Source organism: Streptomyces rapamycinicus NRRL 5491 (assembly GCF_024298965.1).
GTDB lineage: Bacteria > Actinomycetota > Actinomycetes > Streptomycetales > Streptomycetaceae > Streptomyces > Streptomyces rapamycinicus.
The window spans coordinates 10623234-10647247 of record NZ_CP085193.1; the positions used below are offsets into that span (position 1 = coordinate 10623234).

The window sequence follows — 24014 nt, forward strand, 5'->3', positions numbered from 1 at the left end:
CCGGAAAGGATGGGCAGCCCACCGGAATCGGACGGATTCAGTAACCCATTCCAGTGGGACCCGGGCAATATCCTCGGCCGTGGCTCACCCGAATGGCGCAGCGCGCACCGCACCGTCCCGCCCCGCCCTGTCGTCCCGCCCCGCCCCGCCGTCCCGGACCCGGAGCCGGAGCCGGACGGACTCCCCGGTCAGGCGAACCAGCCCTGCGGACGCGGCCGCGTATTGCGCCAGATGTGCTTGGCCTCCCGGTACTCCGCGAGCCCGCTGGGCCCCAACTCCCGCCCGGTCCCGGACTGTTTGAACCCGCCCCACTCCGCCTGCGGGAGACAGGGGTGGTAGTCGTTGATCCAGACGGTGCCCAGCCGCAGCCGCGAGGCCACCCGCTGCGCCCGCCCCTCGTCACCGGACCATACGGCCCCGGCGAGCCCGTACACGGTGTCGTTGGCCAGCCGCACCGCCTCGTCCTCACCGGCGAAACGTTCCACCGTGAGCACCGGCCCGAAGGACTCGTCGGCCAGTACCGACATCCCGCTGTGGCAGCGGTCGAGGACGGTCGGCAGGAAGTAGTAGCCGTCGGCCAGGGCCGGATCGTCGGGGCGGGTGCCACCGCAGCGCAGCCGGGCCCCCTCCGCGAGCCCGGCCGCCACATACGCCTCGACCTTGGCCCGGTGCGCGGCCGAGATCAGCGGGCCGGTCTGGGCCCGCTCGTCGAACGGCCCGCCGAGCCGGATGCCGCGGGCCCGGCGCACGACCTCCTCGACGAAGGCGTCGTGCACCGGCTCCTCCACCAGCAGTCGGGCCCCGGCCGAGCAGACCTGCCCGGAGTGGAGGAAGACCGCGGTGAGCGCGTAGTCCACGGCCGTGTCGAAGTCCGCGTCGGCGAAGACCACATTGGGGTTCTTGCCGCCCAGCTCCAGCGAGGTCCGCTTGACCGTGCCCGAGGCCGCGGCCATGATCCGGCGCCCGGTCCGCAGGCCCCCGGTGAAGGACACCATGTCCACATCGGGGTTGTCGGTGAGAGGGGCCCCGGCCTCGGCGCCCGGGCCGAGCACCAGATTGGCCACCCCGTCCGGCAGTCCGGCCTCCGCCAGCAGCCGCATCAGGGCGATCGCGGTGCTGGGGGTCAGCTCACTGGGTTTCAGTACGAAGGTGTTGCCCGCGGCGAGCGCGGGCGCCACCTTCCACGCGGTCTGCAGCAGCGGATAGTTCCACGGGGTGATCAGTGCGCAGACCCCGACCGGTTCGTAGACCACCCGGCTGACGGCGTACTCGCTGCCGGTGTCCACGACCCGGTCCGCCTCGGTGCGCACCAGCTGTCCGTAGTAGCGGAAGCACGCCACCACACCGTCGATGTCGGCGTCGCTCTCGGCCAGGCGCTTCCCGGTGTCCAGGGACTCGGCGCGGGCGAGCGCGGCCTTGTCGCGCTCGACCAGAGCGGCGACGCGCAGCAGCAGATCGCCGCGCGCCCCGACCGGGGTACGGGGCCAGGGCCCCTGGTCGAATGCCTGGCGGGCGGCGGCCACCGCTTCGGCCGCGTCCTTGCCGCCGCCCTCGTCGACGACCGCCACCAGCGATCCGTCGGCCGGGCAGCGGATCTCCCGGGTGCGCTCGTCGATCGCGCCGGTCCACTGGCCACCGATGAAGAGGTCCGTCACGGGCATTCCTCCGCTTCCGGGGTCGGGACATGGTCGGTCACCCATCGGTGGAAGGCGCCGATGTGGTGTTCGCTGGGGACGAGCACCCCGCCGTCGCGGTAGGCGCGGGAGTCCATGGCGGGCTGGGTGCGCTCACAGGCGTCGAAGTCCTGGGTGTTGACCCGGTGGAACAGCTCCACCGACTTCGACAGATCCCGATCGGACGCCACCACTTCGGGTGCGTAGAGCCAATCGCATTCGACCAGCGTGCGATCGGGAGCGAGCGGGAACATCCGGTGCATGATCACGTGGTCGGGAACCAGATTGAGGAAGACCTGCGGCCGTACCGTGATCGCGTAGTAGCGGCGGTCCTGTTCGTCGGCGATCCCCGCGAACCGGTCGAACCCCTCGCTGCCGTCCACCGTGAACCCCTGGGCCTCCTCGGCGAACTCCGCGCCGTGCCCGACGAAGTACTGCGCCGCCAGCCCGTCGGCGAACTCCGGGAGCACCTCGGTCAGTTCGGGGTGGATCGTCGCGCAGTGGTAGCACTCCATGAAGTTCTCGACGATCAGCTTCCAGTTGGCCTTGACGTCGTAGGAGATCCGGCGGCCCAGCGCCAGCCCCGCCACTCCGTAGCGCTCCACGGAGTCCGCGTCGCCGAGCCGCTCGGCCACCTCCCCGATCACCGTCTCCTCGAACGACGGTGGCTCCTCGGCCAGGCAGACCCAGACATAGCCGAGCCATTCGCGAAGCCGTACCGGCACCAGTCCGCGCTCGCCCCGGTCGACATCGGGCATCTTCGACAGGTTGGGGGCGGCGGTGAGCCGGCCGTCCAGATCGTAGGTCCAGGCGTGGTACGGGCATTGCAGCGAGCGCCGCACCGTACCGGACTCCTCGGTGCACAGCCGGGCGCCGCGGTGGCGGCAGATATTGAGGAACGCCCGCGCCTCACCCCGCCGGTTGCGGGTGATCAGCACGCTCTCCCGGCCGACCTGCACGGTGCGGAAGGCACCCGGCCGGTCCAGGTCGGCCCCGCGCACCGCGCAGAACCACATGGCCTCGAACAGGTGCTCCTGCTCCCGGCGGAAGACCCCGGGAGCGGTGTACCAGTGGCCGGGGAGAGTGGCGAGCAGACTGGGGGGCGTGATGGCGGGGGACTCGGGAGCCACAGTCATGGGTTCTCCTCAGGCGGTCGCGGCGGTCAGCCGGCGGGGGTCGAAGAGCTCGATGGGGTGGGCGGTGTCGCCGGTGAGTGCCAAGGGGGGCCTCCAAGCGGCCGTTTCCCGCTCGCGCGGCGCTCGGTGTCAGCGGCGGATGCGCTCCATGCGCGGGTCGAAGAGCGGCTCGGCGGCGACGGTCGCGGGCACCTTCTCGCCGAAGTACTCGATGTGGACGGCGGTGCCGGGCACCGCGGCCGCGGCGGGCAACCAGGCGTAGGCGACGGTCCGGCCGATGGTGTAGCCGTAGGACGCGCTGGTCACATAGCCCGCCGGGACGCCGTCGGCGTACACCGGCTCCTTGCCCAGGACGACCGCGGCCGGGTCGTCCAGGGTGAGACAGGTCAGCCGGCGCGCCGCCGTCTCCTCGGAGCGGCCCTCGAGCGCCGCGCGCCCGACGAAGTCGCCCTTGTTCATCCGGACGGCGAAGCCGACCCCGGCCTCGTAGGGGTCGTGCTCGGTGGTCATGTCATGGCCCCAGGCGCGATAGCCCTTCTCCAGCCGCAGGCTGTTGAAGGCCGAGCGCCCGGCGGCGATCACCCCGTGGCGCTGCCCGGCCTCCCACAGGGTGTCCCACAGCCGCAGTCCCATGTCGGCGGTGGTGTAGAGCTCCCAGCCGAGCTCGCCCACGTAACTCAGCCGCATCGCGGTCACCGGGACATGGCCGATATAGGTCTGCCTGGCCTTGAAGTAGCCGAACGCCTCGTGCGAGAAGTCGTCGCGGGTGAGCGGCTGGACCAGCTCCCGGGCGAGTGGGCCCCACACCCCGACGCAGCAGGTCCCGGGGGTGATGTCCGCGATGTGGACGTCATCCGGCGCGTGGCGCAGCAGCCAGTCCAGGTCCAGCCCGCCGTTGGCGCCCACCTGGAAGTGGTGCTCGGAGAGCCGGGCGACGGTGAGGTCGCTGCGGATGCCCCCGGCCCCGTCGAGCAGCAGGGTGTAGGTGACCGCGCCGGGCTTCTTCGCCAGCTGATTGGTGGTCATGCGCTGGAGGAAGTCCAGCGCCCCGGGCCCGGTGACCGCCAGCCGCTTGAGCGGCGTCATGTCGTACAGCGCGACCCGCTCCCGGGTGGCCCTGGCCTCGGCGGCGGCGATGGGCGACCAGTAGCGGGCCGACCAGGCGTCGCGCGGGGGCAGTTCGACGGACTCGGCGAGCGCGGCGTTCGCCTCGTACCAGTGCGGCCGCTCCCAGCCCGCCGCCTCCAGGAAGTACCCGCCCAACTCGCGCTGCCGGACGTGGAAGGGGCTGACCCGCAGCGGACGGGGCTGCTCCATCGGCTGCAGCGGATGGATGACGTCGTAGACCTCGGCGAAGTTCTGCTGACCCCGCTCGGTGACGTAGGCGGGGGAGCGCTGGGCGTCCTCGAAGCGGTACAGATCGCATTCATGGACGTCCATGCCCGGCCGCCCGTCCGTCATCCACTCGGCCACGGCCCGGGCCACGCCCGCGGAGTGGGTCACCCACACCGCCTCGGCCAGCCAGAAGCCGCGCACCTCGCGGGACTCGCCGATCACCGGCATACCGTCGGGGGTGAAGGAGAAGACGCCGTTGAAGCCCTCCTCGACCCGGTTCGCGCCGAGCGCGGGGAGCAGCCGGACGCTGTCCTCCCAGCTGGGGGCGAAGTCCTCCGGGGTGAACGGCAGCGAGGACGGCATCACCGGGGCGTCGTCGTACGCGGGCAGCCGCGCCGGATCCACGGGGAGCGGGCGGTGGGCGTAGCTGCCGATGCCGATGCGGTCGGTGTGCTCGCGGTAGTACAGATCGCGGTCCTGGAACCGCAGGATCGGCTTGCTCGCCTCCGCACGGGGGTCGTTCACCCCCGCGAGTTCGGGCAGCGGCCCGGTCTTGGCGTACTGGTGGGCCAGCGGCTGCAGCGGGACGGGGACCCCCGCCATCGCGCCGATCAGCGGGCCCCAGAAGCCGGCGGCGGAGACCACGATGTCGGCCGGGAAGGTCCCCCGGTCGGTGACGACGGCGGTCACCCGGCCGCCCTCCCGCTCGATGGCGGTCACGGTGTGCCGGTCCAGGAAGCGGGCGCCGTGCGCGGTGGCCCGCTCCATCTGGGCGCGGGAGGCGAGCAGCGCCCGGGCCAGCCCGTCGTCCGGGGTGTGGAGGCCGCCGAGGATTTGCTCCGGGTCCAGCATCGGCCACATCTCGGCGCACCGGGCCGGGCCGAGCAGTTCGGACCGTACGCCCCAGGAGGCCGCGAGACCGGCCTTGCGGTGCAGATCGGCCCAGCGCTCCTCGCTGGTGGCGATCTCCAGACCGCCCACCGGGTTGAAACAGGGCAGCCCGTCGACCTCGAGGGAGGAGAACTTCTCCACGGTGTACCGGGCGAGGTCGGTCAGGGTCTTGGAGGGGCTGGTCTGGAAGACCAGCCCGGGGGCGTGCGAGGTCGAGCCGCCGGGGGCGAGCAGCGGGCCCTGCTCCAGGACGGTGACGTCCCGCCAGCCGCGGGCGGCCAGCTCATCGGCGAGGGAGCAGCCGACGATCCCGGCCCCGACGATCACAACACGGGAATTCAATGGCGCATTCACAGGACCACCACCGACCGCAGCACCTCACCGCGCTGCATCTTCGCGAACGCGGCCTCGACCTCGTCCAGCGTGATCGTCTCGCTGACGAACGCCTCCAGATCCAGTTTGCGGCTGAGGTGGAGGTCGACCAGGACCGGGAAGTCCCGGCTGGGCAGGCAGTCGCCGTACCAGGACGACTTGAGCGCACCGCCCCGCGAGAACAGATCGATCAGCGGCAGATCGATGCGCATCTCCGGGTCCGGCACCCCGACCTGCACCAGCACCCCGGCCAGATCGCGCATGTAGAAGCCCTGGGCGTAGGTCTCGGGGCGGCCCACCGCGTCGATGACCACATTCGCGCCGAAGCCCCCGGTCAGCTCGCGCACCGCCTCGACCGGGTCCGTACCACGGGAGTTGACGGTGTCGGTGGCGCCGAAGCGGGTCGCCGCGTCCAGCTTGGCGTCGTCGATGTCCACGGCGATCACCCGGCGGGCCCCGGACAGCGAGGCCCCGGCGATCGCGGCGTTGCCGACGCCGCCGCAGCCGATGACCGCGACCGTGTCGCCGTTGGACACCCCGCCGGTGTGTACGGCCGCGCCGTACCCGGCCATCACCCCGCAGCCGATCAGGCCCGCCGCCTCGGGCCGTGCCCCGGGGTCGATCTTCACCGCCTGCCCGGCCGCGACCAGCGTCTTCTCGGCGAACGCGCCGATGCCCAGCGCCGGGCTGAGCGGGGTGCCGTCGGTCAGGGTCATCGGCTGCGCGGCATTGCGGCTGTCGAAGCAGTACCACGGGCGGCCCCGGCGGCAGGCGCGGCAGCCGCCGCACGGCGCCCGCCAGGCCAGGACCACATAGTCGCCGGGGGCGAGCGCGGTGACGCCGGGGCCCACGGCCTCGACCATTCCGGCCGCCTCGTGCCCGAGCAGATACGGGAATTCGTCACCGATCGCGCCGTCCCGGTAGTGCAGGTCGGTGTGGCACACCCCGCACGCCTGCACTCCCACCAGCACCTCACCGGGGCCGGGCTCGGGCACGAGAACGGGCACCACTTCCACCGGGGCGCCCTTTTTGACCGCGACGACGGCGCGGGCTTCTTGCGGCATGGCTCACTCCTCTGTTCTCCTGCGATCGCAGGGACCGGTGCACGGGAGCTGGCATGACTGCCTCGAAGGAGGGTGAGACCGGGGCCGTTCAACGGCCGCCGGTTACCCCCCAGTTGCGTATGGCGCGGCGTGTTGCGCGATGGGAGACATCCTGAAAGTCGCCGCCCCGTGCGGTCAAGGGGTGCGCGTAAACCGTCTGTGAACCGGCGCTGACGGGGGAATTCGCGTAGATCGCACGCCTCACGGAACGCCTGGGCACAGACGCGACGAGGGGGCCGGAGTCGTCCGGCCCCCTCGTCGGATGGGTGGGGTGGTGGGTTGGCTCAGCCGGGGAAGCCCATCCGCCGGGACAGCTCCTCGGCGGTCTTCACGGCGTACTCGGCAAGATCGGGCAACCGGCTCTGCGCCATCCGGTACGCCGGTCCGGAGACGCCGATCGCCCCCAGAACCGCGCCGTCGTGGCCGCGCACCGGCGCCGCCACCGCGTTCAGCCCGATCTCCAGCTCCTCGCAGGAGTAGGCGAACCCGCGCTCGGCCGCCGTCTCCAGCTGCTGCCGCAGCTCGGCGGAGGTGGTGATGGTGTGCTCGGTGAACCGCGGCAGCTTCCGCGTCACCAGCCGCTCCCGGCGCTCGCCCGACAGATGCGCGAGCAGCACCTTGCCGCTCGCCGTCGCGTGCAGCGCGGTGCGCCGGCCCAGCCAGTTGAAGGCGGTCACCGCGGCGGCGCCGCGCGCCTGCATGATGTTGACCGCCGCGTCCCCGTCCAGGACGGCGATATTGGCCGTCTCGCCGGTCTCGTCGGCCAGCGCCCGGCATACCGGGGCGCCCTCCTGCGAGATGTCCAGGCGGATGGCGGCGGCGCCCGCGAGTCTCAGCACCCCGGCGCCCAGGTAGTACTTCCCCCGGTCCCGCTCCTGCCCGACGAGTCCGCGGTTCTCCAGAACACCGAGCAGCCGGAAGGCGGTCGACTTGTGGACCCCCAGCTCATCGGCGATCTCGGTCACTCCGGCCTCGCCGAGTCTGGCAAGGATCTCCAGGACGCTGACCGCCCTGTCCACCGACTGCACTGCCCCGGAGGTCCCCCGCTTCTCCTCGGCCCGATCCTCGGTCGTGTTCGTCATGGTTCTGATCTCACCATCCGGCGGCTCTGCGTGGGGCCCCTCGGGGCGGGGAACTCTTGACGGCTGCCTTCCCGATCTGGATTCTGTTGCGCATCGCGCTTTTCAGTGCACTATCCACAACGCATGATACCGATCAACGTGAGGGGGGCCAATGATTCCCGTCTGCCGTATCGAGGACCTGCCGGAGGGTGAGTCGGTGCGTATCGAGGCCGGCGATGCCACCGCGCCGATCGCGGTGTTCCACACCGACGGTGCGTTCTACGCCATCGACGACACCTGCAGCCACCAGGACGCCTCCCTCTCCGACGGGTGGCTGGAAGGCTGCTACGTGGAATGCCCGCTGCACGCCGCGCTGTTCGATCTGCGATCCGGCGAGCCGACCTGTCTGCCCGCCCGTAAGCCCGTACGGACCCACGCTGTCACGGTCGTGGACGGAATGCTGTATGTCCACCCCGCGGTGCAGACCGTTCCCGGCCGGCCCGTGCACGCGGCGCCGGAAGAAGCCGTGGCATGACGGCGGTCAGGACGGTCACCGTGGTCGGGGCCTCGCTCGCGGGTCTGCACGCGGCGCGGGGCCTGCGTTCCCAGGGGTACGACGGGCGGCTGGTCGTCGTCGGCGAGGAGCACCACCGCCCCTACGACCGCCCACCGCTGTCCAAGGAGTTCCTGACCGGGGACGGCGACCCGGGCGAGGGTCTGGGGCCCCTGGCCCTCACCGACCCCGAGGACGAGGCCGAACTGGACGCCGAATGGCTGCTCGGCGTCCGGGCCGAGGCGCTGGACACCGCGGCCGGGGAGCTCCGTCTCGCCGGCGGCCGCGCCCTGCGCACCGACGGCGTCGTCATCGCCACCGGCGCCACGCCCAGAACGCTGCCCCTCCCGCCGCTGGACGGGGTGCACACTCTGCGCACCCTCGACGACGCGCTCCGGCTCCGCGCCGAACTGCGCGCGGGCGCCGAGCGGGCGGTGGTGATCGGCGCGGGCTTCATCGGCGCCGAGGTGGCCTCCTCCTGCGCCGCCCTCGGGCTCGACGTCACCGTCGTGGAGGCCGCGCCGCTGCCGCTGGTGCCCCAACTGGGCGAGGAGATGGCCCGGGTGTGCGCCGGGCTGCACGCGCGGGGCGGGGCCACCCTGCTGTGCGGCACCGGTGTGGCCGGTCTGCGCGGGGCCGGCCGGGTCACCGGTGTGGAGCTCACCGACGGGCGGGCGCTGCCCGCCGATGTGGTGGTCGTCGGCGTCGGGGTGCGTCCCGTCACCGGGTGGCTGGAAGGCTCCGGTCTGGCCCTGGACGACGGGGTGCGGTGCGACGAGGGCTGTGTCACCGCGCTGCCCAACGTCGTGGCCGTCGGGGACGTGGCCCGGCTGGACCGGCCTGGCACCGCCCGCACCGTCCGGGCCGAGCACTGGACCAGCGGCATGCTCCAGGGCGACGTGGCCGCCCGCAATCTGCTCGCCGGGTCCACCGTCGAACGCTTCGACGCGCTCCCCTACTTCTGGTCCGACCAGTATGGCGCGCGCATCCAGTACGCCGGGCGCCGCGAACCCGGGGACACGGTCCGGATCCTCGATGGGGACCCGGCCGACGGCGGCGGCTTCCTCGCCGTCTACGAACGTGACGCGATTCCCACCGCCGCCCTCGGCGTGGACCGGCCCCGGCCCTTCATGCGGCTGCGCCGCGAGCTGGCCCGCGCTCCGCAGCCGGCCGGGAGGTGACCGTCGGGTCCGCCTCACGGGCCCGTTCCCGGCGGCGCTGGCGGCGCATCTCGCGGGCCGTGCTGCTGGGCCGGGACACCACCCCGTAGCGCTGGCGCCAGACCTGACGGGTCACCCACACGTCCAGCACCCCCCAGGTCGCCACCACCGTGCTCGCCACCGTGGCGAGCACGACGGGGAAGGCGGACCACGAGCCCGCCAGGGTGCACAGCAGGGCGACCATCACCTCCACCAGGGTCACGGCGATGATGATGACCGCCCGCACCGCCGCCGTACGGACGGGATCGGGCAGCCGCCGCCTCCGGGCCGGCTCCTCGGTCCACAACGGCCGGACCCCGTGCGCCGGGATGTCGCGATCCTTGTCCATCGCGTCCATGACGCTCCCACCCCTTTCCATGCTCTGCCCCGATGCGGCCGAGTCAGATAGCGGGACTTGGGTCGTATGCCCCCCTAGTGTGCCCCGTTGGATCACGAATGGCACCGACCACGGGTTCCCCTGGGGAGGGGAAAACAAGCCAAGCGCGGCCGAATGGCCGCATGCGGCGGCCGGGGGAGGGGTGCCGAGCGGCGGGGGGTAAGTCGGGGAATCACCCGACAACTCCCGATCACGGGCTGTAAGGGACTCCCTGCATCAAGTGGACACGCCTTCGAACTGTCCAACCGGCAGTAGTAGGCTCGCGCCCGCTCGATGTCGGAACTCGGAACCCCGCCCCTGGAATTCGGGGTAGACGTTAGGGAGGCCATGCGCTTTCGCGGTAAGTCCATCCGCAGGAAGATCGTGGCGCTGTTGCTGGTGCCGCTCGTGTCACTGACGGCGATATGGGCGTTCGCCACGGTGATCACCGGTCGCGAGGCAATGCAACTGCTGGACGCGTCCGACATCATCGACAAAGCGGGCCAGCCGGCCGAGGACGCGGTGCACGCCGTCCAGAAGGAGCGCCGGCAGACGCTCATCCTGCTGGCCGATCCGCGGCAGTCGGACGCCCTGCCCGTGCTCCACTCCCTGCAGCGCAAGACCGACCAGGCGATCGACATGCTGCGGGCCGCCGAGTCGGACGGCGATGTGCACGGCAAGATGAACGACGACTCCGAGGAACAGCTCGACAACATCCTCAAGGCCGCGGACGGACTGGACAGTCTGCGCCGCAAGGTCGAGGACGACGGCATCTCCTCGACCCAGGCGTATGAGTATTACAACAAGCTCGTCGACCTCTGCTACACCTTCCGCAGCTCGCTCCACGCGGTGCCCGACACCGACCTCGACAAACAGGGCCGCGCGCTGGTCGCCATGATCCGCGCCCGGGAGGCGCTCTCCCGCGAAGACGCGCTGTTCGTCTCGGCGCTGACGGCGCGCAAGATGACGCTGGCGGACCTCCAGGCGATGTCCGACCTCATCGCCGAGCGCACCCTGCTCTACGAGATCAACCTGCCGATCCTCCCCGACTCCGAGCAGAAGGTCTTCGCCGACTACCGGCGCACCAACGCCGCCCCCGCCGCCCTGCGCGTGGCCGAGGGCAAGATCCTCTCCTCGATGGACCCCGCCACCGCCATCAAGTCGCTGGACCAGGAGCACTGGGAGGCCGCGGCCCAGCCCGTCCTCAACGACTACGACCGGCTGGGCGAGGAGGCCACCGACCGGCTCCAGAAGCGCATCGACCCGGTGGCCAGCAGCGTGATGCTCAAGGCGGGCATCGCCGGCATCCTCGGCCTGGTCGCCCTCATCGTCTCCGTCTTCGTCTCGTTCCGGATCGGCCGCAGCCTGGTCCGCGATCTGTCCCGGCTGCGCAGGGACGCCCAGGAGGTCGCCAGCGTCCGGCTGCCGAGCGTGATGCGCCGCCTCGGCTCGGGCGAGCAGATCGACGTGGAGACCGAGGCGCCCCGGCTGGACTACGGCCCCGATGAGATGGGCCAGGTCGGCCAGGCCCTCAACACCCTGCAGCGGGCCGCCGTCGAGGCCGCCGTCAAACAGGCCGAACTCCGCCAGGGCGTCTCCGAGGTCTTCGTCAACCTCGCCCGCCGCAGCCAGGTCCTGCTGCACCGTCAGCTCACCCTCCTGGACACCATGGAGCGGCGCACCGAGGACACCGACGAGCTGTCCGACCTGTTCCGCCTGGACCATATGACCACCCGTATGCGGCGCCACGCCGAGGGTCTGGTCATCCTCTCCGGCGCGGCCCCCTCCCGGCAGTGGCGCAAGCCGATCCAGCTGATGGACGTCGTGCGCGCCGCCGTCGCCGAGGTGGAGGACTACGAGCGGATCGAGATCCGCCGGCTGCCCAGGATCGCGGTCGTCGGGCCGGCCGTCGGCGACCTCACCCACCTCGTCGCCGAACTCCTGGAGAACGCCACCGTCTTCTCGCCGCCGCACACCGCCGTCCAGGTGCACGGCGAGCGGGTCGCCAAGGGCTTCACCCTGGAGATCCACGACCGCGGTCTCGGCATGACGCCCGACGCGCTGCTGGAGGCCAACCTCCGGCTGGCCGAGACCCCCGAGTTCGAGCTGTCCGACACCGACCGGCTCGGGCTGTTCGTGGTCAGCCGGCTCGCCCAGCGGCAGGGGGTGCGGGTCTCGCTCCAGCCCTCCCCGTACGGCGGCACCACGGCCATCGTGCTCATCCCCTCCAACCTGCTCACCGACGAGGGCACCCGGGGGGACACCGACGACCGCGACACCGGCGGCCGTTACACCGACACCGCGCGGCGTGGCGTGGGCGACGTCCGGCTCGGGCCCGCCGACGAGGCCGAGCAGACCTCCCAGCTCGCCTCCCTGGCCGCGGCCCTGGCGCACGAGGCCCACCACGACGACGCCGACGAGGACGACGAAGTGGGCGGCATCTTCCGCGCCCGCGGCCTCAAGACGCGCCAGTCCGTGCGCACCGGACCCGTTCCGTCCACCGTGGAGCAGCACCAGCAGGCTCCGGACGGCCCGGACCCCGAACCGGGCGGCGGCCCCGCGCCGCTGCCCCGCCGTGTCCCGCCGGTCCTGGTCGCCGACCACGGCCGGCCGGTCGAGGGCACGGCCGGCGGACGGCACAGCCGCAACCAGGGCCCGGGGCAGCCGTCCTGGGCCGAGCGCTCCGAACGCCAGGGCCAGGACCAGGCCCAGGGCCGTGACCAGGGCCCGCGGCGCACGGGGCCGGAGCGCCGGGGACCGGAGGAGAGTCCGGTGCCCACCCAGCGGGCGGCCTCCGGCCTCCCCAAGCGGGTACGGCAGGCCAGCCTGGCCCCGCAGCTGAAGAACGACCCCGCGCCCCCGACCGACGACCGAACCCCTGCCGAGAACGATCCCGAACGCGAAGCCGAGCAGGCGAGGGCCACCATGGCCTCGCTCCAACGGGGTTGGCAGCGCGGTCGGCGGCAGTCGGCCACCGGATCCGGAGGCGCGGACGCAAGTCCGGGAACGACACATGAGGGGGACGGTCGATGACCGCATCGAACGCCGCAGCGCCCAACGGATCACCCAACGCGTCGGGCGAGCTGAACTGGCTGCTGGACGAACTGGTAGGAAGAGTGGGCAGCATCCGCAAGGCGCTGGTGCTGTCCGGGGACGGACTCCTCACCGGCGGCTCACGCGATCTGTCCCGGGAGGACGGTGAACACCTGGCCGCCGTGGCCTCGGGCTTCCACAGCCTCGCCAAGGGCGTCGGCCGTCACTTCGACGTCGGCCGGGTCCGGCAGACCATCGTCGAGCTCGACGACGCCTTCCTGTTCGTCACCGCGGCCGGCGACGGCAGCTGTCTCGCCGTCCTGGCCGACGCCGACTCCGATGTGGGCCAGATAGCGTACGAGATGACGCTGCTGGTCAAGCGGGTGGGCGTGCATCTGGGCTCGGCCCCGCGCTCCACCGGGTGACGGAGGCCGGGGGAAATGAGCGGAGACCCGGAGCGCGCCGCCCGGTGGTTCGACGACGCGGCGGGACCGGTGGTCAGGCCCTACGCGATGACGCGGGGACGCACCCGCAGCGCCGCCGAGGAGAAACTGGATCTGATCGCCGTCGTCGTCGCCGACAGCGCGACCCACCGGACCGTCGCCGACCAGACGCTGTCCCCGGAACACATCGACATCGTCGAACTGAGCCGGGACAGTCCGCAGTCCGTCGCCGAGCTGGCGGCCGAGCTCGACCTACCGATCGGCGTGATCCGTGTGCTCATCGGCGATCTGCTCCACGCCGCACTCGTCCGAGTGTCCCGGCCCGTACCTCCGGCGGAACTGCCGGACGAGAGGATTCTGCGCGAGGTGATCAATGGGCTACGGGCACTCTGACCTGGGCCGCCCACATATCGTCGAACCGGTCACGCTGAAGATACTGGTGGCCGGCGGCTTCGGGGTGGGCAAGACGACCCTGGTGGGCGCGGTCAGCGAGATCAGACCGCTGCGCACCGAGGAGATCCTCACCGAGGCGGGCCGGCCGGTCGACGACATCGCGGGGGTGGAGTCCAAGACGACCACCACCGTCGCCATGGACTTCGGGCGCATCACGCTCCGCGAGGACCTGGTGCTCTATCTCTTCGGCACCCCGGGCCAGGACCGGTTCTGGTTCCTGTGGGACGAGCTGGCCACCGGCGCGCTGGGCGCGGTGGTGCTGGCCGACACCCGCCGGCTCGAGGACTGCTTCGCCGCCATCGACTACTTCGAGCGGCGGGACATCGCCTTCACCGTGGCCGTCAACTGCTTCGAGGGGGCCGACCGCTACCCGGAGGACTCGGTGCGGGACGCCCTGGACCTCGACCCGGGCACCCCGGTCGTCCTGTGCGACGCCCGGGAGCGCGACTCGGCCAAGCATGTGCTGATCTCGGTGGTGGAGCACGCGATGCTGGCCTCCGCGCGGGGCTGAACGGCACGGCCCGCACCCCGCCGTCCGGGGTGCGGGCCGCCGTTCGCGCCGGCCGTACGAGGCGGCCGTTCGCCGGTGCCGGGTGCGGCTCAGGGGCCCTCGGCCCGCTGCCCCTCCCGGTGCCAGCCGAAGCTGCGCTCCACCGCCATGCGCCAGTTGCCGTACTCGCGCGTCCGCTCCTCCTCGGTCATCCGCGGGCTCCACTCGGCGTCCCGCTTCCAGTGGGCCCGCAGCTCGTCCAGGTCCTGCCAGGCGCCGGTGGCGAGCCCGGCCGCGTACGCCGCGCCCAGACACGTGGTCTCGGCGACCACCGGACGGATCACCGGGACGCCCAGCACATCGGCCTGATGCTGCATCAGCAGGTCGTTGGCGGTCATGCCGCCGTCGACCTTGAGCGTGCTGATCCGCACCCCGGAGTCCTGGTACATCGCGTCGACCACCTCGCGCGTCTGCCAGCTGGTCGCCTCCAGGACGGCACGGGCCAGATGCGCCTTGGTGACGTAGCGGGTGAGACCGGTGATCACACCGCGGGCGTCCGAGCGCCAGTACGGGGCGAACAGCCCCGAGAAGGCCGGGACGATGTACGCCCCGCCGTTGTCGTCCACGCTCGCGGCGAGCGGTTCGATCTCGTCGGCGGAGCGGATGATGCCCAGCTGGTCGCGGAACCACTGCACCAGCGCACCGGTGATCGCGATCGATCCCTCCAGGCAGTAGACGGGCCGCTCGCCGCCGAGCCGGTAGCCCATCGTGGTCAGCAGCCCGCTCTTGGACGGCACCGGGCGGTCACCGGTGTTCAGCAGCAGGAAGCTGCCGGTGCCATAGGTGTTCTTGGCCTCGCCCACGCCGTAGCAGGTCTGGCCGAAGACGGCGGCCTGCTGATCGCCGAGCGCGGAGGCCACCGGCACACCGGCCAGCTGCCCGACCCCCGTGCCGTACACCTCGGCGGAGGAGCGGATCTCCGGCAGCATCGCCTCGGGGAGGCCCATCGTGGAGAGGATCGAGGCGTCCCACTGGAGGGTCCGCAGATCCATCAGCAGGGTACGTCCGGCGTTGGTCACATCGGTGACGTGCACCCCGCCGTCGGTGCCGCCGGTGAGGTTCCAGATCAGCCAGGAGTCGATGGTGCCGAAGGCGATCTCGCCCATCTCGGCGCGGCGGCGCAGCCCGGGCACATGGTCCAGCAGCCAGGCGGCCTTGGGCCCGGAGAAGTAGCTGGCCAGCGGCAGTCCGGTGGTGTCCCGGAAGCGGTCCTGACCCACCTCGCCGCCGAGTTCCTCGCACAGGCCGGAGGTGCGGGTGTCCTGCCAGACGATAGCGTTGTGCACCGGTTTGCCGGTGCGGCGGTCCCACAGGACCGTGGTCTCGCGCTGGTTGGTGATGCCCAGCGCGGTCAGCTCGTCGGCCCGCAGCCCCGCCTTGGCCAGCGCACCGGCCACCACGGCCTGCACCTTGGACCAGATCTCGGTGGCGTCGTGCTCCACCCAGCCGGGCTTGGGGAAGATCTGGCGGTGCTCGCGCTGGTCGACTGCGACGATCGCGCCGTTCCGGTCGAAGATGATGCAGCGGCTGGAGGTGGTGCCCTGGTCGATCGCGGCGACGTACGTGTCCGTCGGATGCGGCATGGCGTCTCCTTCGGTCAGAAGGCTGCGTTGAAGACGAGACCCGCCAGCACGGCCCCGATCAGCGGGCCCACCACCGGTATCCAGGCGTAACCCCAGTCCGAGGTGCCCTTGTTGGGGATGGGCAGCAGGGCGTGGGCGACGCGCGGCCCGAGGTCGCGCGCCGGGTTGATGGCGTAGCCGGTGGGCCCGCCCAGGGAGAGGCCGATGCCGACCACCAGGAAGGCGACGAGCAGGACGGAGATGCCCGAGCCGAGGACCACGGTGCCGCCGCCCTCGGTGACCGGGCCGATCCCGATGCCGTCGACCTGGCCGAACGCGAGCAGCGGCAGCACCAGCGCGGCCGTCGCGATGATCTCGGTCACGAGGTTGGCCACCGGGTTCCGGATCTCCGGAACGGTGGAGAAGACCCCGAGCGTGGGCAGGGCGGTCTTCTCATCGGCGTTGGCGGCGAACTGCGCGTAGTACAGCGCCCAGGTCAGCACCGCGCCGATCACGGCGCCCACCAGCTGCGCGAGAATGTAGAGCGGCACCTTGTCCCAGTCGCCGGTGTCCACGGCGACGCCCACGGTCACCGCCGGGTTGAGATGGGCGCCGGACAGCGGGGCCGCGGTGTACGCGCCGGCCATGACGCCGAAGCCCCAGCCGAAGGCGACCACGATCCACCCGGCCGACTTGGCCTTGGAGTGGTTCAGAGTGACGGCGGCGCACACACCGGCGCCGAAGAGAATCAGTATCGCGGTGCCGATGACCTCACCGGTGAAGATGTCCCCATTGCTCATGGCGGCTCCTAGGACCTCGCCCGGGGCGGGTGGCCCCGGTCCTCCGTGCTGGGTCGTTTCGAGCGTGCGGGTGCATCGGAATCGCCCATGGGGGTGACCGTGGAGAGAGCCTGCGCGCGGCGACGCCGACTGACACCGCAGCAGTGTTCACCGGGGGTCAGGGGGCGTCAAGGTGATGGACGGCAACGGTGTTCGTGACAACCGTAAGGGCGTTGCCCTGGTATCGCCGCGCACCCGGGCACCACTTGGGCACCGGGCAGCCGCTGAACGGTCACCCGGCGGCCACCGGGCGGTTGCCGGGCGGCCACCGGGCGGTTGCCGCTCGGGCGCCGCTCAGCGGACCGCGACGACCGACGAACCGTGTCCGAACAGCCCCTGGTTGACGGTGATTCCGGCCCGCGCGCCCGGCACCTGCCGCTCGCCCGCCTGCTCGCGCAGCTGCCAGGTCAGCTCGCACACCTGGGCGATGGCCTGCGCCGGAACCGCCTCCCCGAAGGACGCGAGACCCCCGCTCGGATTGACCGGAATCCGCCCGCCCGGCGCCGTCGCCCCCTCGCGGAGCAGCTTCGCGCCCTCCCCGGGCGCGCACAGCCCCAAGTCCTCGTACCACTCCAGCTCCAGGGCCGTGGACAGGTCGTACACCTCGGCCAGTGACAGATCCTCCGGTCCGAGACCCGCCTCCTCGTACGCCGCCCGCGCGATGGAGGGCCGGAACGGATCGGGCACGGGGGAGCCCGGCGGGGCGGAGTCGGTGGCGATGTCCGGCAGGTCCAGCGCGGTGCGCGGATGGGTGGGGGAGACCGACGAGACGGCGCGGATGCGGACCGGGCGCGCCATCCCGAGCCGCCGCGCCGTCGCCACGCTGCCGAGCACCAGCGCCGCCGCCCCGTCGGAGGTCGCGCAGATGTCCAACAGCCGCAGCGGATCGGCGACCACCGGCGACGCGGCGACCTCCTCGGCGGTGACGGGGGAGCGGTAGCGGGCGTACGGATTCGCGGCGCCCGCGGCCGCGTTCTTCACCTTCACCCGCGCGAAGTCCTCGGCCGTGTCGCCGTACAGCGCCATCCGGCGGCGGGCCCAGAGCGCGAAATAGGCGGGGTTGGTGGCACCGAGCACCCGGAAGCGCAGCCAGTCCGGATCGTCCGGCCGCTCACCGCCCGCGGGGGCGAAGAACCCCTTGGGCGCCGCGTCGGAGCCCACCACCAACACGGTGTCCGCCAGGCCCGACAGGATCTGGGCGCGGGCGGTGTCGATGGCCCGCGCGCCGGACGCGCAGGCCGCGTACACGCTGGTGACACGGGCGCCCTGCCAGCCCAGCGCCTTGGCGAAGGTCGCGCCCGCGACCTGCCCCGGATAGCCGCAGCGCACGGTGTTGGCGCCGACCACGGACTGGATCGCGGACCACTCGAGCCCGGCGTCCGCGAGCGCGGCCCGCGCCGCCTTCGTGCCGTACTCCACGAAGCCGCGGCCCCACTTCCCCCAGGGGTGCATCCCGGCGCCGAGCACTGCCACCTCACCGGTCATGACGCCTCCCCGGGAACGGGCCGCCCGCCGGGAACGGGCCGCTCCCCGGTATCAGGCTCCTCTTCGGCAACGGGCCGCCAGTGCCAGGTGGTGAGGGTGCGCCCGCCCTCCTCGGCCAGCACCCCCGGCACCACCTCGACCTCCATGCCGATGGCCAGATCGGCCAGGGTCACCCCGGGGGCGCCCTGCCCCAGCACCACCATCCGCTCGGCGGTCAGCTCCACGGCGATCAGTGTGTAGGGCCGCCATGTGAGCTCGGGGTCGGACGGGTAGGGGGCGGGTGGCCGGTAGCGGCCGTCGGTGTAGGACCACACCCGCCCGCGGCGGGACAGCGGAACCTCCGCCAACTCGGTGCCGGAGCAGCCCGGGACACGGCAGAAGGCGTCCTCCCGGGGGAAGTACACCGCCCCGCAGTCCCGGCAGCACGTCCCCAGCAGCCGGAACTCCCCGCCCTCGGCGGTGAACCACCCGTCGACCACGGGCACACGCGTGGGGGGCACGGTCCCTCCCGATACCTCGTAACTGACGATGTGTCAGAAGTGTGGCACGGGGACCGTAGCGCGCGTAACCCCGGTACAGTGACCGCGATCACGGGCCGCGATCACGGGCCTGATCAGCCGAAGGGTGAGGGGAGCGGTCGGTGGCGGAGACGGAGACCAGGACGCGGACCGGGACCACGACGACGCGCACGGCCGTCCGGCTCGAGGCCGTCACCAAGGACTTCGGGACGGTGCGCGCGGTGGACGCCGTCGATCTCACCGTCCACGAGGGCGAGTTCTTCTCGCTGCTCGGCCCCTCGGGTTCGGGGAAGACCACCCTGCTACGGCTCGTCGCGGGGTTCGAACAGCCCACCTCGGGGCGTATCGAACTGGCCGGGGACGACGTCACCACGACGCCTCCCAACCGCCGCGACGCACACACCGTCTTCCAGGACTACGCGCTCTTCCCGCATATGAGCGTCGAGCAGAACGTGGCCTATGCCCTGACCGTGCGCGGCGTCCGCAAGGCCGAGCGGCTCGCCCGCGCCCGCGAGGCGCTGACCACCGTACGGCTGGACGGCTTCGCCGGCCGCCGCCCCGCCGAGCTCTCCGGCGGCCAGCGCCAGCGCGTCGCCCTCGCCCGCGCCCTCGTCGACCGGCCCGCCGTGCTGCTGCTCGACGAACCGCTCGGCGCGCTCGACCTGGCGCTGCGGCAGGAGATGCAGACCGAGCTCAAGGAGTTGCAGCGCACCACCGGCATCACCTTCCTCCTGGTCACCCACGACCAGGACGAGGCGCTGACCATGAGCGACCGGATCGCCGTGGTCCGCGACGGCCGCATCGAGCAGACCGGCCCGCCGGTCGAGGTGTACGAACGCCCCGCCACCGCCTTCGTCGCGGGCTTCGTCGGCACCACCAACCTGCTGCGCGGCGAGGCGGCGGTGCGTGTCGTGGGCCGCCCCGGAACGTACTCCATCCGGCCCGAGCGGATCCTGCTCACCGAGCCCGTGGCGCCGCCCGCCGTAGCCGCGGCATCCGCTGACGGCCGACGGACCGTCACGGGGCGCATCACCGACATCGTGCACGCCGGGGCGCACACCCGCTTCACCATCGCGCTTCCGCACGGCGACCGGCTCACCGTGCTCCGCCAGAACCTCACCGGACTCCCTCAATCCGCCCGCCCGGACGGCGAGATCGGGCTGTCCTGGGACGAGAAGGACGCCTTCCCGGTCCCGAGTTGACCTTGTCATTGCCGACGGCACCCTGGCGAGGGCCCACCGCCGGCCCGATACTGGCCGGGCCTCAAGTGCCTAGTGGGACGAGGAGGACCGGATGCGGAAACGGAAGACGTCTGCGTGGAGGTCCGCGGCCGCCGTCTGCGCGCTGCTGCTGACCGCGGCCGGGTGCGGCTCGGGCGCCGATGACGACAAGGGCGGTCACGCACCCGACAAGCTCGGCAAGGGCGAGGGCAAGGTCAACATCATCGCCTGGGCCGGCTACGCCGAGGACGGCTCCAACGACCCCAAGGTGGACTGGGTTCACCCGTTCGAGAAGAAGACCGGCTGCCAGGTGAACACCAAGACGGCCGGCACCTCCGACGAGATGGTCTCGCTGATGAAGACCGGGCAGTACGACACGGTCTCCGCGTCCGGCGACGCCACCCTACGGCTCATCGCCTCCGGCGACGCGGCCCCCGTCAACACCAAGCTGGTCCCCAACTACAAGGACATCTTCCCGGCCCTCAAGAACCAGCCGTTCAACTCCAAGGACGGCCGGATGTACGGCATTCCGCACGGCCGGGGCGCCAACCTCCTCATGTACCGGACCGACAAGGTGAAGCCCGCGCCCGACTCCTGGCGCGCCGTCTTCGACGACTCCGCGCGGTACGGGGGGCACGTCACCGCCTACGACTCGCCCATCTACATCGCCGACGCCGCGCTCTATCTGATGCGTGCCAAGCCCTCGCTCGGCATCAAGAACCCCTACGCGCTCGACCAGAAGCAGCTCGACGCGGCCGTGTCCCTGCTGAAGAAGCAGCACAAGGCGGTGGGGGAGTACTGGAGCGACTACCAGAAGGAGATCACCGCCTTCAAGGGCGGCGACAGCGTCATCGGCACCACCTGGCAGGTCATCGCCAACCTGACCAAGGCCGAGAAGGCCCCGGTCAAGGCGGTGCTCCCCAAGGAGGGCGCCACCGGCTGGTCCGACACCTGGATGGTGTCCGCCAAGGCCGAGCACCCCAACTGCGCCTACAAGTGGCTCGACTGGATCGTTTCGCCCAAGGTCAACGCCCAGGTCGCGGAGTACTTCGGCGAGGCTCCGTCCAACCGTAAGGCGTGCGCCGAGACCTCCGACCCGAACCACTGCGCGATCTTCCACGCGGACGACGAGAAGTACTTCCAGCGCGTCCACTTCTGGACCACGCCCATCAAGGAGTGCCTCGACGGCCGTAAGGACGCCAGCTGCACCGACTACGCCCAGTGGACCAGGGCCTGGACGGAGGTCAAGGGCTGAGATGCCCGCCGCGCCCACCCCAGGCTCGCGGCTGCGCCTCACCGCGCTCCTCGCCCCGCCCCTGCTCTGGCTGACCCTGGCCTATCTGGGCTCGCTCGGCATCCTGCTGCTGTCGGCCTTCTGGGCCACCGACTCCTTCACCTCCGACGTCGTCCACACCTGGAACACCGACAACTTCCACGAGCTGCTGACCACCCCCGTCTACCGCACCATCGCCCTGCGCACCCTGTCCATCGCGGTCGCGGTCACCGTCATCGACGCGCTCCTCGCCCTGCCCATGGCGTTCTGCATGGCGCGGGTCGCGGGGCGGCGGTGGCGGCGGCCGCTGCTGGTCGCCGTGCTCACCCCGCTGTGGGCCGGCTATCTGGTCAAGGCGTACGCCTGGCGGGTCATGCTCGGCGAGGACGGCGTCGTGGGCGCCGCCCTCGCCCCGTTCGGGCTGCACGGGCCCGGCTACGGCACCACCGCCGTCATCATCGTGCTCGCCTACCTCTGGCTGCCGTACATGATCCTTCCGGTGTACGCGGCCCTCGAACGGCTCCCCGAGCGGATGCTGGAGGCCTCGGCCGACCTCGGCGCCGGCGCCTGGCGGACCCTGCGCTCCGTCGTCCTGCCCGCCGTACGCCCCGCCGTGTTCGCCGGATCCGTCTTCACCTTCTCGCTCAGCCTGGGCGACTACCTCACCGTGCAGATCGTCGGCGGCAAGACCCAGCTGCTGGGCAATGTCATCGCCTCACAGGTCACCCTGGACCTGCCGATGGCCGCCGCGCTCTCCGCCGTACCCGTGGTCCTCATCGTCTGCTACCTGGCCGCCGTACGCCGTGCGGGCGCCCTCGACTCGCTCTAGCCGTTCCAGTCCGCCCAGTCCGCTCCAGTCGCCCCAGGAGGTGGGCCCATGCGCCTCTCGCGCACCGCCCGAGTGGTCCTCGGCTGTGTCACCGCGGCCGGCCTCGCGATCGTCTACGTCCCCCTGCTGCTGGTGCTGCTCAACTCCTTCAACGCCGACCGCTCCTTCGGCTGGCCGCCCAGCGGCCTCACCGGCCGCTGGTGGCGGGCCGCCCTGCACAGCGACGGCGCCCGCGAGGCCCTGCTCACCTCGCTCAAGGCCGGACTCGCCGCCACCGCGATCGCCCTGGTACTCGGCACCCTGGCCGCGTACGCCGTCCACCGGCACCGCTTCTTCGGGCGGCGGACCGTGTCCTTCCTGCTCGTCCTGCCGATCGCGCTGCCCGGCATCGTCAGCGGCATCGCCCTCAACGCCGCCTTCCGCACCGTCCTCGACCCGATCGGCATCGGCTTCGGCCTGTTCACGGTGGTCGTCGGGCATGCCACGTTCTGCGTCGTCATCGTCTTCAACAACATCGGCGCCCGGCTGCGCCGTATCGCGCCCTCCCTGGCCGAGGCCTCCGCCGACCTCGGGGCGCGCTCCTGGCAGACCTTCCGGTACGTCACCTTCCCCGCCATGCGCTCGGCCCTCTTCGCGGGCGGGCTGCTGGCCTTCGCGCTCTCCTTCGACGAGATCGTCGTCACGACCTTCACCGCCGGGCCCGGCACCCGCACCCTGCCCATCTGGATCTACGAGAACCTGGCCCGCCCCCACCAGGCACCCGTCGTCAACGTCGTCGCCGCGCTGCTCATCCTGGTGTCCGTGGTGCCCGTGTACATCGCCCAGCGGCTGTCCTCGGACACGGCGGGCGGCCGGCTGTGACGCCCGCTCAGCCGGTCAGCGAGCGGCGCGAGACGGGAAAGTCGAAGTAGGTGTCCGGGAACAGCTCCGGCTTGAAGGTGTAGTGCCACCACTCCTCGGCCAGATTGACGAACCCGAGCTTCTCCAACGTGCCCTTGAGCAGCAGCCGGTTGGCCCGCTGCACACCCTTGATCCGCGGATCGAGCGTATGCGAGCGCGTGTCGAAGCAGTCGTAACCGGTGCCCATGTCCACGGAGTTGTCCGGGAAGCGGTCCTTCTTCGCCGCGTAGCACGGCACCAGCTTCTCGCCCGGCACATAGGGGCGCGTGGGCAGCGCGGGCAGCCGCGCGATCGTCAGATCCACCGTGCTGCCCCGGCTGTGCCCCGACTTCTCGGCGATATAGCCGTCCTCGAACAGCCGCGTCTTGTCGACCTCCGGATAGAACTCGCCCTTCATCCGCTGATCGCCCAGATCCTTGGCCCACTCCACGAAGTCGTTCACCGCGCGCTGCGGCCGATAGCAGTCGTACACCTTCAAGGTGTAGCCGCGCAGCAGCAGTTGACGCTGCGCCTGGTGCAGCGCCTCGGCGGCCGGGCGGGTCAGGACGCACATCGGCCGGCGGTAGCCGTCCACCGGATCGCCGGTGAAGTTGTGCGGCGTGAAGTACCGGATCTCCTGCCGGATCGTCGGATCGACGTCCCGTAGAGCCACGAACTCCTTCGGAGCCTTGGATTCCGCCTTCGCCTGCGCCGGGGTGTACGGCGCGACGGCCAGCAGAGCGGCAACGGGCAGAGCGAGCGCACGCAGCGCGACGGCGAGTCTTGGCATGCCCATCACTTATCCCACCCCGAGAAGCGAAAACAAGCCCGCGTGCGTGAGCCCGCGTTCGCTGGGTCGCGGGTATCCCTCGGCGCCGCTGCCGCCGGGGCTTCCGCGCGGCGGTCGGCTTCCTGCGGGGGCCTTGGCGCGCCGTGCCGCGACCGGGTGTCGGCCTGGTGCACCCTGCCGCGTCCGCGGGGCGCGCTGCGGTCGGTGCTCGCGTTCGCGAGTCCGCACCGCGGGGTGTCCTTGGCGCCGTTGCGGCGGGCTCCCGGCATGGCTTTCGGCTTCTTGCGGGCTGGTCATGGCTTGCCGTATCGCGACCGGCCCCGGCGTTCCGGCGTCCCGGCGCCCTGGCGTCCCGGCCGTACGGGCGTGGCTTGCCGCCTCCGCCGCGATCTGCCTCCGTCGGCGGCCCCGCCGCCGAGCCGTCAGGGCTCCCGCTGCCGG

21 protein-coding genes are annotated in these 24014 nt (G+C 71.8%); 10 read left to right on the forward strand and 11 right to left on the reverse strand.

All coding sequences use genetic code 11. The annotated features are described in order from the left end of the window. Positions 1-188 precede the first annotated feature (188 nt). The 5 genes from LIV37_RS44150 to LIV37_RS44170 all read right to left on the reverse strand — a co-directional run bounded on the left by LIV37_RS44150 (position 189) and on the right by LIV37_RS44170 (position 7592). On the reverse strand, positions 189-1655 hold the full coding sequence (locus tag LIV37_RS44150) for an aldehyde dehydrogenase family protein (RefSeq protein WP_020873569.1): 1467 nt from the start codon (positions 1653-1655) through the stop codon (positions 189-191). Beyond that, on the reverse strand, positions 1652-2809 hold the full coding sequence (locus LIV37_RS44155; protein WP_020873570.1) for an aromatic ring-hydroxylating oxygenase subunit alpha: 1158 nt from the start codon (positions 2807-2809) through the stop codon (positions 1652-1654). Before LIV37_RS44155 ends, LIV37_RS44150 begins: the two co-directional genes overlap by 4 nt. A gap of 129 nt (positions 2810-2938) precedes the next feature. Beyond that, a complete protein-coding gene (locus LIV37_RS44160) occupies positions 2939-5377 on the reverse strand; it encodes a GcvT family protein (RefSeq protein WP_214664197.1) in 2439 nt (812 codons plus the stop codon). Positions 5378-5385: 8 nt separating this feature from the next. Next, complete coding sequence (locus tag LIV37_RS44165; protein WP_020873572.1) at positions 5386-6471, reverse strand: S-(hydroxymethyl)mycothiol dehydrogenase; 1086 nt, start codon at positions 6469-6471, stop codon at positions 5386-5388. Between the two features lie 323 nt (positions 6472-6794). Then, the gene (locus tag LIV37_RS44170; protein WP_020873573.1) at positions 6795-7592 is read right to left on the reverse strand and encodes an IclR family transcriptional regulator; all 798 of its coding nucleotides are present in this window, start codon (positions 7590-7592) and stop codon (positions 6795-6797) included. A gap of 151 nt (positions 7593-7743) precedes the next feature. Between LIV37_RS44170 and LIV37_RS44175 the strand changes: the two genes are divergently transcribed. Together LIV37_RS44175 and LIV37_RS44180 are read left to right on the forward strand one after the other, a co-directional pair. Then, entirely contained in the window at positions 7744-8106 is a 363-nt protein-coding gene (locus tag LIV37_RS44175) for a bifunctional 3-phenylpropionate/cinnamic acid dioxygenase ferredoxin subunit (protein WP_020873574.1), read from the forward strand. Further along, complete coding sequence (locus LIV37_RS44180) at positions 8103-9305, forward strand: NAD(P)/FAD-dependent oxidoreductase (RefSeq protein ID WP_020873575.1); 1203 nt, start codon at positions 8103-8105, stop codon at positions 9303-9305. Before LIV37_RS44175 ends, LIV37_RS44180 begins: the two co-directional genes overlap by 4 nt. On the opposite strand, the gene LIV37_RS44185 is transcribed toward LIV37_RS44180, so the two are convergent. Further along, positions 9253-9702, reverse strand: coding sequence for a hypothetical protein (locus tag LIV37_RS44185; RefSeq protein ID WP_281062813.1), 450 nt, complete (start codon positions 9700-9702; stop codon positions 9253-9255). The two genes, LIV37_RS44180 and LIV37_RS44185, sit on opposite strands and share 53 nt — an antisense overlap. Positions 9703-10047: 345 nt before the next feature. Between LIV37_RS44185 and LIV37_RS44190 the strand changes: the two genes are divergently transcribed. The 4 genes from LIV37_RS44190 to LIV37_RS44205 are packed head-to-tail and all read left to right on the forward strand — an operon-like array spanning position 10048 to position 14139. Further along, positions 10048-12732 (forward strand): nitrate- and nitrite sensing domain-containing protein, encoded by a 2685-nt coding sequence (locus LIV37_RS44190; RefSeq protein WP_020873577.1) that lies wholly within the window; start codon positions 10048-10050, stop codon positions 12730-12732. Beyond that, positions 12729-13157, forward strand: a complete 429-nt coding sequence (locus LIV37_RS44195; protein ID WP_020873578.1) for a roadblock/LC7 domain-containing protein — start codon at positions 12729-12731, stop codon at positions 13155-13157. Before LIV37_RS44190 ends, LIV37_RS44195 begins: the two co-directional genes overlap by 4 nt. A 15-nt stretch (positions 13158-13172) precedes the next feature. Next, on the forward strand, positions 13173-13568 hold the full coding sequence (locus LIV37_RS44200) for a DUF742 domain-containing protein (RefSeq protein ID WP_020873579.1): 396 nt from the start codon (positions 13173-13175) through the stop codon (positions 13566-13568). Beyond that, positions 13549-14139 carry a GTP-binding protein gene (locus LIV37_RS44205; RefSeq protein ID WP_020873580.1) on the forward strand — a complete coding sequence of 197 codons (591 nt, stop codon included), beginning with the start codon at positions 13549-13551 and terminating at the stop codon, positions 14137-14139. Before LIV37_RS44200 ends, LIV37_RS44205 begins: the two co-directional genes overlap by 20 nt. 89 nt (positions 14140-14228) lie before the next feature. Here the strand turns inward: LIV37_RS44205 and glpK are convergent, their stop codons facing one another. From glpK to LIV37_RS44225, 4 genes are all read right to left on the reverse strand, one after another. Continuing rightward, positions 14229-15761 carry a glycerol kinase GlpK gene (glpK, locus tag LIV37_RS44210; RefSeq protein WP_020873581.1) on the reverse strand — a complete coding sequence of 511 codons (1533 nt, stop codon included), beginning with the start codon at positions 15759-15761 and terminating at the stop codon, positions 14229-14231. 14 nt (positions 15762-15775) lie between these two features. Beyond that, positions 15776-16540 (reverse strand): MIP/aquaporin family protein, encoded by a 765-nt coding sequence (locus tag LIV37_RS44215; RefSeq protein WP_020873582.1) that lies wholly within the window; start codon positions 16538-16540, stop codon positions 15776-15778. A gap of 333 nt (positions 16541-16873) precedes the next feature. Further along, positions 16874-18064 (reverse strand): lipid-transfer protein, encoded by a 1191-nt coding sequence (locus LIV37_RS44220; protein WP_020873583.1) that lies wholly within the window; start codon positions 18062-18064, stop codon positions 16874-16876. Then, positions 18061-18564, reverse strand: coding sequence for a Zn-ribbon domain-containing OB-fold protein (locus LIV37_RS44225; protein WP_185058115.1), 504 nt, complete (start codon positions 18562-18564; stop codon positions 18061-18063). The genes LIV37_RS44220 and LIV37_RS44225 overlap by 4 nt, the downstream gene beginning before the upstream one ends. 140 nt (positions 18565-18704) lie before the next feature. On the opposite strand from LIV37_RS44225, the gene LIV37_RS44230 reads away from it, so the two are divergent. From LIV37_RS44230 to LIV37_RS44245, 4 genes are all read left to right on the forward strand, one after another. Next, positions 18705-19784: an ABC transporter ATP-binding protein gene (locus LIV37_RS44230; protein WP_020873585.1), complete on the forward strand. Its 1080-nt coding sequence runs from the start codon at positions 18705-18707 to the stop codon at positions 19782-19784. Positions 19785-19875: 91 nt separating this feature from the next. Then, on the forward strand, positions 19876-21057 hold the full coding sequence (locus tag LIV37_RS44235; protein ID WP_020873586.1) for an ABC transporter substrate-binding protein: 1182 nt from the start codon (positions 19876-19878) through the stop codon (positions 21055-21057). A 1-nt stretch (position 21058) separates the two neighbouring features. After that, positions 21059-21904 carry an ABC transporter permease gene (locus tag LIV37_RS44240; RefSeq protein ID WP_020873587.1) on the forward strand — a complete coding sequence of 282 codons (846 nt, stop codon included), beginning with the start codon at positions 21059-21061 and terminating at the stop codon, positions 21902-21904. 48 nt (positions 21905-21952) lie between these two features. Next, on the forward strand, positions 21953-22765 hold the full coding sequence (locus tag LIV37_RS44245) for an ABC transporter permease (RefSeq protein WP_020873588.1): 813 nt from the start codon (positions 21953-21955) through the stop codon (positions 22763-22765). 7 nt (positions 22766-22772) lie between these two features. Here LIV37_RS44245 and LIV37_RS44250 read toward each other — a convergent pair whose 3' ends face one another. Further along, on the reverse strand, positions 22773-23573 hold the full coding sequence (locus tag LIV37_RS44250) for a M15 family metallopeptidase (RefSeq protein ID WP_121824918.1): 801 nt from the start codon (positions 23571-23573) through the stop codon (positions 22773-22775). Positions 23574-24014 lie beyond the last annotated feature (441 nt).

Excerpts from the sequence above, each read along its gene's own strand:
- LIV37_RS44180 (WP_020873575.1), top strand. The coding sequence starts at position 8,103 with ATGACGGCGGTCAGGACGGTCACCGTGGTCGGGGCCTCGCTCGCGGGT.
- LIV37_RS44175 (WP_020873574.1), top strand. The coding sequence starts at position 7,744 with ATGATTCCCGTCTGCCGTATCGAGGACCTGCCGGAGGGTGAGTCGGTG.
- LIV37_RS44215 (WP_020873582.1), bottom strand. The coding sequence starts at position 16,540 with ATGAGCAATGGGGACATCTTCACCGGTGAGGTCATCGGCACCGCGATA.
- LIV37_RS44170 (WP_020873573.1), bottom strand. The coding sequence starts at position 7,592 with ATGACGAACACGACCGAGGATCGGGCCGAGGAGAAGCGGGGGACCTCC.
- LIV37_RS44200 (WP_020873579.1), top strand. The coding sequence starts at position 13,173 with ATGAGCGGAGACCCGGAGCGCGCCGCCCGGTGGTTCGACGACGCGGCG.
- LIV37_RS44195 (WP_020873578.1), top strand. The coding sequence starts at position 12,729 with ATGACCGCATCGAACGCCGCAGCGCCCAACGGATCACCCAACGCGTCG.
- LIV37_RS44220 (WP_020873583.1), bottom strand. The coding sequence starts at position 18,064 with ATGACCGGTGAGGTGGCAGTGCTCGGCGCCGGGATGCACCCCTGGGGG.
- LIV37_RS44190 (WP_020873577.1), top strand. The coding sequence starts at position 10,048 with ATGCGCTTTCGCGGTAAGTCCATCCGCAGGAAGATCGTGGCGCTGTTG.
- LIV37_RS44205 (WP_020873580.1), top strand. The coding sequence starts at position 13,549 with ATGGGCTACGGGCACTCTGACCTGGGCCGCCCACATATCGTCGAACCG.
- LIV37_RS44245 (WP_020873588.1), top strand. The coding sequence starts at position 21,953 with ATGCGCCTCTCGCGCACCGCCCGAGTGGTCCTCGGCTGTGTCACCGCG.
- LIV37_RS44155 (WP_020873570.1), bottom strand. The coding sequence starts at position 2,809 with ATGACTGTGGCTCCCGAGTCCCCCGCCATCACGCCCCCCAGTCTGCTC.
- LIV37_RS44165 (WP_020873572.1), bottom strand. The coding sequence starts at position 6,471 with ATGCCGCAAGAAGCCCGCGCCGTCGTCGCGGTCAAAAAGGGCGCCCCG.
- LIV37_RS44185 (WP_281062813.1), bottom strand. The coding sequence starts at position 9,702 with ATGGAAAGGGGTGGGAGCGTCATGGACGCGATGGACAAGGATCGCGAC.
- LIV37_RS44235 (WP_020873586.1), top strand. The coding sequence starts at position 19,876 with ATGCGGAAACGGAAGACGTCTGCGTGGAGGTCCGCGGCCGCCGTCTGC.
- LIV37_RS44250 (WP_121824918.1), bottom strand. The coding sequence starts at position 23,573 with ATGCCAAGACTCGCCGTCGCGCTGCGTGCGCTCGCTCTGCCCGTTGCC.
- glpK (WP_020873581.1), bottom strand. The coding sequence starts at position 15,761 with ATGCCGCATCCGACGGACACGTACGTCGCCGCGATCGACCAGGGCACC.
- LIV37_RS44240 (WP_020873587.1), top strand. The coding sequence starts at position 21,059 with ATGCCCGCCGCGCCCACCCCAGGCTCGCGGCTGCGCCTCACCGCGCTC.